The sequence below is a fragment of the Peribacillus sp. NPDC097264 genome, from assembly GCF_050277925.1.
Classification (GTDB): domain Bacteria; phylum Bacillota; class Bacilli; order Bacillales; family DSM-1321; genus Peribacillus.
The window spans coordinates 11888-24146 of the sequence record NZ_JBNNSR010000012.1; the positions used below are offsets into that span (position 1 = coordinate 11888).

A 12259-nucleotide genomic window follows, 5' to 3' on the forward strand; every position below is an offset into this window, starting at 1 on the left:
ACCGCCAACCCGGATTCCCATCCATGCTGGCGATTTTATGGTCTCTCATTTTACTAAATTCATCCGAAAAGGGACTCCCCGATATAGCCACCTTTTTTTACACCCGGCAAGCAAGCAAATATAGCGCTCCCCCGGTGGATTATATATTCATTTAACTTATCATTCTTTGAAAGACGTTCTTGCATCGGGATAAATTGTTTACTTGGGCTTCGTTGGAAACAAATAAACAGAAGCCCCGCATTGAAGCTTCCAGTCTTAGGATCCATTCCATCAGCATATGAATAGGGACGTCGCAGAATCTTAGCTGTTCCATCACCACGGGATAGGATCATATGGGAGTTTTCAGGAATGATCCGATTTCCGTTTTCATCCTTAACATGTTCATCAACCGTATCAAATTCATTCTTCATCCCTAATGGGGCACCGCTGTCACGATGACGACCAAATGTATTTTCCTGCTCTTTCAACGTGGTCCGATCCCACACTTCAATGTACATTTGAATTCGGCGGACGACCATATAGCTACCGCCTGCAAGCCAAGAAGGGCCATCCCCCGGCTTTACCCAGACATGTTGGTTCATCTCACTGCTTTTCTTCGTATCCGGATTCACGGTTCCATCTTTAAAACCAAACAAATTACGAGGCGTCGTTTTTTGAGAATCAGCCTTTTTCGTACGTTGAAAACCTGTTTGAGCCCAATGGATAATCGTCTTTCCTCTACCGATCCTCACCAGATTCCGGACGGCATGAAACGCAACCTGGAGATCGTCTGCGCAGGCTTGAATGCAAATGTCCCCTCCACTCCATGATTCTTCTAAGGCATCTAAAGAAAATGAAGGAAGATCTTTCAATTCGGCAGGTTGTTTAGACTTCAAGCCAAAGCGGTCTTTCCCATTCTTCGTAAATAGACTAGGACCTACTCCAAAGGTGATCGTCAAGTTAGAAGGGGATAATTCTTCTACTTCCCCTGTATCTTTTGGTGGCATGCTCCTGTTCGAGGAAGCTTCGCCTACCGATTTGCCAGATGTCATCTGGGCCGCCGCTTCTGTCCAATCTTTAAATAATTGAATTAAGTCTGACCTTTTTTCGGATGTCACTTCTAACGAAGCAAAATAAAGATTATCCTGAGCTTCTGTAGTGATTCCCGCTTGATGAGGCCCATAGAAAGGGACAGTATCATTCGTTTGTCCCTTTGCCTTTGAGTCAGATAGAGCTAGCATCCCGCCTAGGCCCGATGCGCCTATTACAACTCCAACCCCACCGATGCCAGCTGTTTTCAACATATCACGACGGCTTACCTTTTTGGAAAAAAGTGAAGTTTCGTCATTTGATATTTGTTCTTTCAATTAAGACTCCTCCATTACAATTCCTATTTGCGAAAGTGGCTCAGCTAAAGCATCGATAGCCTGGCTTAATGATTTAACCTCGGATTTTGTTAAATCCGTATAAGAAACGTATCCATCACCATCTTTATGTTTTTCAAGCAAGCTGTAAACTCCGGCAAAACGCTCTTTGATTTCAGTTGTAAGCGCCTCGTCTTTTTCCTTAAGGGCAGGTGTCAATAATTCATATATTTTTTCAGCGCCCTCTACATTTGCAACGAAATCATACAAATCCGTATGAGAATAGCGGTCTTCTTCTCCAGTCACCTTGGATGTTGACACTTCATTAAGTAAGTCAACGGCCCCAGTGATTAACACATCAGGTGTTACTTCTACTGTTTCCACTTTAGCACGCAACAAATTAACGTCCTTCATTAATTGTTCAGCATACTCTTCATAACCCTTTGTTGTGTTTTCTTCCCATAACCCCATCTCAATTCGGTGGTATCCGCCCCACTCTTTTTCCTCAACATCACCCTCTCGCGCATCGATTTTAGGATCAAGATCTCCAAAAATTTCAGCGATAGGTTCAGCGCGCTCATAATGCATGCGAGCCGGTGCATATAACTGCTTCGCTTTTTCAATGTCTCCAGACGTTACTGCCGTCGTGAATTCTTCCGTCGCTTTTACAAACTCTTCTATTTCACCTATCGCAAATTCCCGATAGTCGTTGGATACACCATCCAGCGCACTCGCACTTGTCTCCTTAGCATCCACCTCTGCAGGCTTGGTTTCTTCATTTTTCTGCGAACACCCAAATAACAGGCTGGTTGATAATAAAACGGCTAAGGTTGCTTTCGTTTTCATACTCTAAACTCTCCCCTGAAAATATATATTAATTCTAGATTTATATTAGCAGTAGTGAGAATCATTATCAATATATATTTTGTTCCAATTTCCATTTCAGTTATCAAGGTAGACCATACTTTTATAACCTTATTTGGTGAATAGCTTATGGGGACAAATAATTACTTATTTCAAGAACTCTTTTCGTTCTTTCATTAATATTTCATTTTCTTTTTCCATGATTTTCGTAATATCTTCAATAAATCGAAGAATGATCGTGAGTTCTTTATCTTCATAGGACGTGCAAAGATCTTTTGTGGCTGCAGATAGTGAATGATAATGTGATTTAATCTGTTCTTGTCTTGATGCTATGGGGACAATCTTTACCCGTCTACCATCTATATGATCTCTTTCCCTTTTTACATAGCCCGATTTTTCAAGACGGTCGATGAGCGTCGTGACCGAGCCTGTGCTCAACCCTGTAATCTTCGCCAGCTCTCCAGCTGTAATAGGGCCCGTTTCATTCAATATTTCAGCAGTCTTTAAATCCGTGTGAGCCACGCCTATTTTGTGAGCCATATTCTGTTGGAACAATACAGACCTCATTCCGTACCTTTGCAGGCTCCGGGTTAAACTCTCTAAAAGGTCTGAATTCAACCCATTATCGCTTGACATAAAATGCCACCCCTTTTACACTTGAATTTATCTTGATAATCAAGATAAATATTTAGTTTCCATAATAGTGATTATCATTCATTCATGCAAATGAATAAACGAATTGTTTCATAAAAAGGGAGGAAAAAACATTTTGGAGAAACAACCAAAACATCAAAAGTTTATAGTTGCCGGACTGTTATTGGGAATTCTGATGTCAGCAATGGATAATACGATTGTTGCAACCGCCATGGGGACGATTGTTTCAGATTTAGGCGGGTTCGATAAGTTTGTCTGGGTGACATCGGCCTATATGGTCGCCACGATGGCAAGTATGCCGATATTCGGCAAACTCTCCGATATGTACGGTCGGAAGCGATTTTTCATTTTTGGACTTGTCGTCTTTTTAATTGGGTCTGCCCTATGCGGCATGGCTCAAAGCATTGTCCAGTTAAGTATTTTCAGGGCCATTCAGGGTATTGGTGGAGGTGCCTTGATGCCAATTGCCTTTACCATCGTCTTTGATATTTTCCCACCTGAAAAACGTGGGAAACTTACCGGCCTTTTCGGGGCTGTATTTGGAGCATCTAGTGTATTAGGTCCTCTATTAGGAGCTTATATTACGGAGTATGCCAGCTGGCATTGGATTTTCTACGTCAACGTTCCAATCGGCTTCATCTCGTTATTCTTCATTCTTCGTTATTACAAGGAAAAGGCCAATACGCATGAACAGAAAATCGATTATAGCGGGGCCGCGACTCTCGTTATCGCTGTCGTCAGTTTAATGTTCGCCCTCGAGCTTGGTGGCGAGTATGGATGGACTTCATCTCCTATCCTTGCTTTGTTTGCAAGTTTTGTCGTGTTTTTTGTTTCATTTTTCTTTTTCGAAAAAAGGGCCAAAGATCCCATTATCTCATTATGGTTATTTAAAAGGCGGTTATTTGCAACGTCTCAGATTTTGGCAATCCTATACGGCGGAACGTTCATCATTTTAACTGTGTATATTCCGATTTTCGTGCAGGCTGTTTATGGAGGTTCGGCTACCAATGCAGGGTTAATCCTAACCCCAATGATGCTGGGGTCCGTTGTCGGTAGTGCTATCGGGGGAATATTCAATTCCAAGACCAGCTTCCGCAACTTAATGACGATTTCCGTCGTTTGTTATTTTGCAGGAATGCTATTATTAGGAACGTTAACCCCGGAAACCAGCAGGACACTACTAACGTGTTATATGATTCTTACTGGATTCGGTATGGGCTTCTCATTCTCCCTTCTACCGATCGCTTCCATCCACAACTTGGAACCGAGGTATCGTGGGTCTGCCAACTCAACCAATTCATTCCTCCGTTCGTTTGGGATGACATTAGGCGTTACCATTTATGGGGCGATACAGAACAACGCCTTCACAAGTAAGATGGCGGATGCCTTTAAAGGAATGCAAGGCGGGCCGGAAACGTCCGTTCTTACGCAGGATCCACGTCAGCTATTCCAGTCAGATGCGCGTGCCCAAATTCCAGATATGATCCTGGATAAAATCGTGTATGCCATGTCTGATTCGATATCATTAATCTTCACTTTAGCCCTGATTCCTATTGGTTTGGCAGCAATCGTTGTTTTCTTCATGGGAAAAGCAAGAGTGGAAACGTCACCAAAGGAAAAACCGTCACACTGAATGTTTAAGCGCTGGATTTCCAGCGCTTTTTAAAGTTTTCATTAAAGAAAATCGGGTATCCTTTTAATAAAACAACATTCTTTCAAGAATGAAAAATTTTAGTTTGCCGAAATACAATTATGCCACTAAAATGATAAGTAACACATTAACCGATCGAGGTGAAAATTTTGAGAATTGTCTGTTTTGGAGATAGTTTAACAAGAGGTATCTCCTACGTTAAAGGCCGGCTTCGTATCATTAAAGAGAATTACCCAAGCTCTTTAGCGAAGTTGACAGAGTCCTTGCCATTCGTTGAAGTTTTGAATAAAGGGGTCTTTAATGACAATTCTGACTTGCTAGTTAGCCGTGTCCAGAAAGATGTCATGTCAGAAAATCCCGATATCGTATTGATAGAAGTCGGTGGTAACGATTGTAATTTCCATTGGGAGGAAGTCGCAAAGAATCCTGAAGGAGACCATGAGCCTATCGTTCCGATTGAACGGTACCTTGAAAATATCACTCAACTCGTCAAACAAGTTCAGGACAAGCATGTCACACCCTTTCTTTTAACTCTTCCCCCACTGGATCCCGCCAGATATTATCGGTCGATTGCCGATCGATTCGGACCATCCATCGGACATTTTGTCTCTCAAGTCGGTGGGATTGAACATTGGCATGGCATGTATAACCGCCAGTTAAAAAAACTGGCCGAGGATTTGAAGGTTCCATTGATCGATGTGCGTTCTTATATAAAGTCTGCCGGTGATCTGGAACATTTAATCAGTGACGATGGCATTCACCTTACGTCAGAAGGATACCAGCATATGAGCAAGGCCATATTCAGTGATTTAAAAAATCATTTGGCAAAGGAAACACTGTCACAACCTTAAACAAGCAAAAAGGCAAAGCATGGGGGCTTTGCCTTTTTACCATTATAAGCTCTTCACTTCCACATTTTCTGGAAGCTTGAAAGGATTCTCGGAATTGATTCGGTCATAAAACATCATTCCATTTAAATGGTCCAGCTCATGTTGAAAAACAATCGCCGCAAATCCTTTCAATCGCATCTCGATTTTCTCTCCATTGCTGTCTAATGCTTTAATTTTCACCCGCTCATAACGAGGCACATATCCTTTGATATCACGATCCACAGAAAGGCAGCCTTCACTTTGAGGTAAGTAAATCATGGATGCCGAATGGCTGACAATTTTCGGATTCACTAAAGCATATTCGTAGACCTTTCCTTTTTCATCTGGAAAATACATAACGAACATTCGTTTATTCAGGCCAATTTGGTTGGCTGACAAGCCTACCCCTTCTCGTAAGTGGTACTTCTTTTGAAGTTTAGGATCTTGGCTGTTTTTTAAATACTGCATCATGCATTCTAATGTTTCTCGGTCTTCGTCAGAAATTGGCAGGCTAACTTCATCAGTCACCTGACGCAGAATTGGATCGCCTTCCCGAACAATATCCTTCATCGTAATCATATAATCCCTCATAAATTTATTCATAAATGTTCAACTCATCTACCTTTATATTTTTTCATCACTAAGACCATTTCACTTTAGCATTTCATTTTTAAAAAGTCTATCATGCAGGTTAACAACTGGATGTCCACTATACGACTCAGTCCTTAGGGAAAAGCGGCACCCATCACATAAATCAAAACATGGAAGTATTTACCTTTATTTTTAGGACTTATGACCTATGGTTAACGCGTTTAAAAATTTTATACTGAATATATATTCTTAAAGGAGATGAAATATTGAACTCGAACTCAAAATTAGTTTCGAAGTTGCTGCCGTTCATAACGGTGTTCATTGTGATAATTGGTGTTATATCTTGGTACGTTGTGACTCAGTCAAAAGAAATGGTCGTTCCTTTCTCGTCCGTTGAAAAGACCATTCAGGCCCAAAATGGTGCCCTCGTCTCTATTGAAGAAAAGCGAAATGGAACACTTCATATCACTACACCAGAAGGTAAATATGTCTCTAACATCCCTCCGAACAGTCAAATGGTCAACAAACTAGTCGAAACTTATAACGTTCGCTATTCATTTTCATCGACAAATAAGTCTGCATTATGGATTTTAGGCGGATTGCTGGCGGCACTAGTCACAACCGCAATTATTATACAGAAGAAATCAAAAGGCAGTTTACGCGTAAAAAGCAAGAAACAAAATATCTCTACACCTAGAGCACTTCCCGATATAACCTTAGCCGATATAGGTGGTTTGCAACCCGAAATCAAACAAGAGATCCTGCAAACCCTCACCACTCTAAAAGAACCGGAGCGTTCAGCTAAAATTGGGATCAAGCCTCCACAAGGCATCTTACTATACGGTCCTCCAGGAACCGGGAAAACATTATTGGCACAGGCCATTGCAAAAGAATTGGGCGCCAACTTCTTTTCGACTAGCGGTTCGGCCTTCAATGAAATGTTCGTTGGAGTGGGGGCAGCTCGTGTGCGTAGCCTTTTTCAAAATGCCCGGAAACAATCACCTGCTGTCATTTTCATCGACGAAGTGGACGCATTGGCCGGTAAACGGAAAGCCCATGGTGGGGAAGAAGCTGAAAAAACCTTGACGGAACTTCTTGTCCAGTTAGACGGAGGCCATTCAAACGAAGGCATTCTATTCGTCGCAGCCACAAACAGAAAGGACATGCTTGATGAGGCATTTCTTCGTCCAGGCAGAATCGATTTCTCGTTCCAGGTGCCGATTCCTGATACAAACGGAAGAAAAGAAATCATTGCCATTCATACAAAAGGGAAGAAACTGGCGGCCGATGTCCTTTCTTCCTTGGATGAATTAGCTGAGAGTACATCCGGGTTCTCCGGGGCGGATTTACGTTCCTTGTTTGAAACAGCTTCTCGTCATGCGCTACGTCATGATCAGGAAATGATTCGCAAACAAGATCTTGATTACGCGATTGACCGGACCATTCTAGGGGCTACTTCCCGAACGTTGAGCGATATGGATACAAAGCGGCGGGTGGCCATTCATGAAAGTGGACATGCCCTGATTGCTGCCCTCACTAAACCGGGTTCTGTTCGAAAAGCGACCATCATCCCTCGTGGCGAGGCCCTTGGGTATGTGGCGCCGATTCCTAAAGAACTTCATTTAGCTACGGCAAGTGAGTTGCTAGATCAAGTGAAAATGATTTTAGCAGGCGGTGTCGCAGAAAGAATGTTTCTTGGTGAACATAGTGTCGGAGTTGGTGGCGACGTTCAACAGGCAAAGCATTTACTTGAACAGATGGTCGATACGGGCATGTTGCAAGACGGCTTCACCTTAACATTCAATAAAGGTGAGAAAGAACAAAAAATGCAAGCCCTTTTCACCCAGGCCATTCAAGAAACGGAAAAACTGATCGAATCAAACCGTCCACAATACGAAGAGCTTGTAGAGGTCCTGTTGAAAAAAGAGACGATTGACGGCACAGAGGTCCAAAATATAGTGGATGTACAAGAGCCAAAGGTTCTTTCGTTTTCATAAGGTCTTAATATATAGGCAAAGAACCCAATCTGAATGTTCAAATTGGGTTCTTTTTTTGATGGTCCTTGGTCTAGCTATGAATAATGACCGGATTTTTCCTACTTTTATGACTGCATCCCATTGAACAATATTTATTTGATGCAGTTCTTGGTTTAAAGGGTCGATTACATGATTCACAATGTCTTATTGGATATTTTATATAAGCCTTTCCCTTACACGGTTGAGAGCAATACTTAGCATCTGCATTATAGCTTTTGAATGTCTTGTCACATACTTGGCAAGTATACTCAGCCAAAATCCCATCCCTCCTTTGACGCGATCAATAAAGTATTCAAATAATCTTTTGATATCGTTTGGGAGAAGAGAGTTCAAGATTCATGGTGCTATTATATTTATTTTGGACAAGACTAATGGAGATCGCCGCAATAAAAGCGGGAATGGCAAAGCTGAGGAAGTTTATATAAATAGGCAACTCCCACTCGATTAACAGCCCACCGATTGTTGGTCCCACTATAGCCCCAAACCTACCTATACCTAATGCCCACCCCAGTGCTGTCGACTTTATCTGTGTCGGATAGAACATGGAGATATAAGCATTGTTTAAATTTTGCGATCCAATTGTCGCAGCCCCTGCTATTGCCACCAAAACATATAGAAAGAATGACCCTGGTTTAAAACCAAGGAGGAGCAAGCAGACCGCGCCTATACTGAAGTAACTGATCAACACTCGTTTTGAGCCAATTCGATCTGCTAGCCAACCCCCGCATACCGAACCGACGATCGCTCCAATGTTCAAGCAACAAAGAAACAGCAGGCTGGAATTCAACGGATAGCCCGCTTTAATCATCAGTTGAGGCAACCACGTACCCAATCCATATACCATCAGCAATCCCATAAAGCATGCGATCCAAAACATGATGGTGGATCTTCCACGGCGATTCTCGAAGAGCTTTACGACTGGAACACCGGAAGTTGATAAATTCATGATAAATCGATCTGCATCATGGGGAACATAGGAGGGATTTAAACGAGCCACTATTCCCTTCGCTTTTTCATAGTCTCCCTTCTCCACATAATAATAAAGGGATTCAGGTAAGGATTTAATTAAAAAGGGAATGGCCAATAATGGAATGGCCCCTATGAAAAACATCCATTTCCATCCCAACTCCGGAATGACCTTCATTCCGAAAAGAGAGACTAATATACCGCCAATCGAATATCCGCTGAACATGATACCCACCATCATATTCTTAATCGGCTTGGGAGAATATTCAGAGGTGAGCACCACCAATAACGGCGGAATGCCTCCCAAACCAAGCCCTGCAAGAAAACGGTATATCGCAAAATCTACCGGTCCCTTCGCTAAACCTGTCAATAAAGTAAACGAGCCAAAAATAGCAACACAAGCTATGATTACTTTCTTTCTCCCTACTTTATCCGCTACGATCCCGCAAATAAGTGAGCCTATTAAACCACCTACCAACGTCAAACTCCCTATCAATCCCAAGATGCCCGGTTCGGTCCCCCATTCTTGACTTAAGGTTGGAATGACGGCTCCATAAACGACTAGATCATATCCATCGAAAAGGATGAGGAAAATACACCATAGTAAAACAGTTAAATGAAAAGAGTTAAACTTACTTCCTTCTATAACCTGGGCAACATTAATTTGTTTCACATTTCATTCCTCCATCAGTAATAGGATCTATACCAGACTTAGGCCAAAGGCCATTGTTTTTATCTCGTCCCTATCTAAGCACCGTTTTCCAACGCCCTGTACATATTCAGGAATGAACATTCAAACTCTCGCATACATCCTGAAACGTGACACATGTCGGTTCATTTCTAAATTGATCTGCATTGGCATGATGGGCGCATACAGATAAACAGTAGTGATTGTCTATTGTGTACTGTCTGCATATGTAATCCCTAATCTGTCTTTCTGTTTCCATATCTGTGATTTGGATGGATCCATTGCTACACTTTTTCATAGAAAACCCCTGTAATGGCATGGATAAGCCTTCACCAACCGCTTTCACATAACTCTCTTTCAAGGTCCAGATGTCATAAAAGGCACCAAGGCCGCCTTCTCTATCATTTAATACGTATTGATACTCTTCTTTAGTAAAAAGCTCTTTGGCGAGGGGTAAATCAAATGGTCCTATGTATTCTATATCCACACCCACTGCTTCATCATGAACCACACACACTACATATTCACCAGAGTGGGAGATATTATAATGGAAGGAAGGATAGTCACATAAAAACGGCTTGCCATATTCATTCATTTGAATTCTCAGTTCCCTATCCATCGAGCCGTATCGTTCTTTTAATGCGAAACGCACCAACAAATCCCCAAGCAGGGAACGATATGCATCATCAGTCTTCACGAACCTTTTCAATCGGCTCTGCCTTTCTTTTGAAACGTGAACAAGCAAATTGTCCATACCCGCATTTTCCCTGCTCGCAGGCAATTTACAACTATATAGTTCAATCACATCTAGCCCCCCTTTTATACTCTTCAAACAAATAAATAGGGGCCGCTGATTAGAATCACAGCAACCCTCTATTTCATTTCAAGCATCTCCATCTGGAATTTTGTCACTTACTCATTCTGACTGGTTCTGTCTTAGGAATTTCAGTCGATTTCTGACTTGGCAAGATGCTCTTAAAGTCTTCTTTCTTCAGACGTAACGAGATAGTAAGACCTATAACAAGAAAGACTGATGAGCCAAGGAGAGCATATTGATAGGATGCCAAGTTACTCTGTTCTATTCCGTTCCTTGCCACCTCGCTTGTCCCCAAGGCTCCCAACACACTCGCTAGTACGGCTACCCCAACAGCTGAGCCGAATCGATTCTGGACATTGAATAATGTAGTTGCCTTTCCCATCGATGCTGAAGTAATATTCGTGAAAATGGAAGATTGTACAGCAATCACTGCATGTCCTAAGCAGATGCCGACACTAAATAATAAGAGTCGTAAAGACCAAGGATTCGCTGTCGGACCAACAATACTGATGAGGACAAAGATTAAGGCCGTCCCAAGTAGCCCAAGGCAGATCACCTGCTGGCCATTCAATTTCTTGAAAGTCCAAGGAATCATCCTGGATGCTACCATAAGCCCCAATGCCTCAGGAAAAGTGGCCAATCCACTATCCAGGGCAGAGGCATTCATGGCATACTGATACATTAACGGGAATATAAAGAGCATGCCCATTAATGCTGCTTGCGATAATAGAGAAATAAGGCCAAGGGAACGGAACAATTTGTCCGATAATAAGCTTAAATCCAGCATGGGTTCCTTGACCCGTAATTCTCGCCATACAAACAAACAGACAAGTATGAAGCCAATCAGTCCCGTATACATAATGACTGGAGAACTCCATCCCTTTGAAGGACCGGTACTCAGTGCATACATGACCATCGACAAACCGGCAGCTGATAACAGAAACCCTGTCAGGTCAAGCCTGCCGGCCGATGGCTCTTTATGTTCCTTCAAGAACAGCAAACCGATGAGGAAAGCGATGATTCCAAAAGGAATGTTGATATAAAAAGCCCAGCTCCAAGATAGCTGTTCCGCAAAGAAACCACCGACAACCGGACCAATGGCTGGTGCAAAGGCAATGGGCAAGACAAGGGTCCTTGACACTTTCATTCGTTCTTTCTGAGAAAATGTCCTGAATAAGATTGCCATTCCTACTGGAGTAAGGAGTCCACCGCCTGCACCCTGCAAGGCCCGAAATAGGGTCAACGTCTCTAGGTTTGTCGCAAATCCGCATAGAAGGGAAGCGAGTGTGAAAACCCCAAGTGCCAATAGGAAAATTTTCTTGGTACCATATCGATCCCCAAGCCACCCCGATATAGGGAGAAAGACCGCGAGGCTTACTAAGTAGCCTATATTAATACCGCTTGTGGCTGAGGGGATGACATTGAATTCCTGGCCGATGACGGGAAGAATGACATTGACGATCGTGCCGTCCATCGAAACCATGAACATGGCAATCACATAAACCATGCAAACGACTAATTTAGGATTCTCGTGTATGCGCACGTTCACTTTACGCCATCAAGGCTCGATAAGAGCTTTAGGCTCTTAGGCTGAAGATCCGTCCAGTTGGCATTAATATAGTCCAAGCAATTCTTTTTGCTTTCTTCTCCATAAATGGTGGACCAACCTTCTGGTATGTCCAAAAAGGCAGGCCAGAGGGAATGCTGACCTTCTTCATTTATCAATACTTTATACGTACCATTCTCGTTCTCAAAAGGGTTAGTCATTCTTCATCTCCAC

Annotated in this window: 11 protein-coding genes; 3 read left to right on the forward strand and 8 right to left on the reverse strand. The window is 42.6% G+C overall.

Annotated elements, in window-relative coordinates:
- Positions 1 to 59: 59 nt before the first annotated feature.
- The 3 genes from efeB to ACQKL0_RS17455 form a co-directional block, all read right to left on the reverse strand.
- On the reverse strand, positions 60 to 1346 hold the full coding sequence (gene efeB, locus ACQKL0_RS17445; protein ID WP_407406343.1) for an iron uptake transporter deferrochelatase/peroxidase subunit: 1287 nt from the start codon (positions 1344 to 1346) through the stop codon (positions 60 to 62).
- Complete coding sequence (efeO, locus tag ACQKL0_RS17450) at positions 1347 to 2189, reverse strand: iron uptake system protein EfeO (protein WP_402875627.1); 843 nt, start codon at positions 2187 to 2189, stop codon at positions 1347 to 1349.
- Positions 2190 to 2354: 165 nt separating this feature from the next.
- Complete coding sequence (locus ACQKL0_RS17455; protein ID WP_402991422.1) at positions 2355 to 2843, reverse strand: MarR family winged helix-turn-helix transcriptional regulator; 489 nt, start codon at positions 2841 to 2843, stop codon at positions 2355 to 2357.
- Positions 2844 to 2976: 133 nt separating this feature from the next.
- Between ACQKL0_RS17455 and ACQKL0_RS17460 the strand changes: the two genes are divergently transcribed.
- Positions 2977 to 4494, forward strand: a complete 1518-nt coding sequence (locus ACQKL0_RS17460) for an MDR family MFS transporter (RefSeq protein ID WP_402959230.1) — start codon at positions 2977 to 2979, stop codon at positions 4492 to 4494.
- Between the two features lie 167 nt (positions 4495 to 4661).
- Entirely contained in the window at positions 4662 to 5363 is a 702-nt protein-coding gene (locus ACQKL0_RS17465; protein ID WP_427688868.1) for an SGNH/GDSL hydrolase family protein, read from the forward strand.
- 42 nt (positions 5364 to 5405) lie between these two features.
- On the opposite strand, the gene def is transcribed toward ACQKL0_RS17465, so the two are convergent.
- Entirely contained in the window at positions 5406 to 5984 is a 579-nt protein-coding gene (gene def, locus ACQKL0_RS17470; protein ID WP_402875621.1) for a peptide deformylase, read from the reverse strand.
- Positions 5985 to 6238: 254 nt separating this feature from the next.
- On the opposite strand from def, the gene ACQKL0_RS17475 reads away from it, so the two are divergent.
- A complete protein-coding gene (locus tag ACQKL0_RS17475) occupies positions 6239 to 7969 on the forward strand; it encodes an AAA family ATPase (protein ID WP_427688870.1) in 1731 nt (576 codons plus the stop codon).
- A 331-nt stretch (positions 7970 to 8300) separates the two neighbouring features.
- On the opposite strand, the gene ACQKL0_RS17480 is transcribed toward ACQKL0_RS17475, so the two are convergent.
- The 4 genes from ACQKL0_RS17480 to ACQKL0_RS17495 all read right to left on the reverse strand — a co-directional run bounded on the left by ACQKL0_RS17480 (position 8301) and on the right by ACQKL0_RS17495 (position 12246).
- The gene (locus ACQKL0_RS17480) at positions 8301 to 9647 is read right to left on the reverse strand and encodes an MFS transporter (RefSeq protein ID WP_427688872.1); all 1347 of its coding nucleotides are present in this window, start codon (positions 9645 to 9647) and stop codon (positions 8301 to 8303) included.
- A gap of 106 nt (positions 9648 to 9753) precedes the next feature.
- Positions 9754 to 10467 carry a 4'-phosphopantetheinyl transferase family protein gene (locus ACQKL0_RS17485; RefSeq protein ID WP_427688874.1) on the reverse strand — a complete coding sequence of 238 codons (714 nt, stop codon included), beginning with the start codon at positions 10465 to 10467 and terminating at the stop codon, positions 9754 to 9756.
- Positions 10468 to 10570: 103 nt separating this feature from the next.
- Positions 10571 to 12022, reverse strand: coding sequence for an MDR family MFS transporter (locus tag ACQKL0_RS17490; RefSeq protein WP_427688876.1), 1452 nt, complete (start codon positions 12020 to 12022; stop codon positions 10571 to 10573).
- 2 nt (positions 12023 to 12024) lie between these two features.
- Positions 12025 to 12246, reverse strand: coding sequence for an MbtH family protein (locus ACQKL0_RS17495; RefSeq protein ID WP_427688878.1), 222 nt, complete (start codon positions 12244 to 12246; stop codon positions 12025 to 12027).
- Between the last annotated feature and the right edge of the window lie 13 nt (positions 12247 to 12259).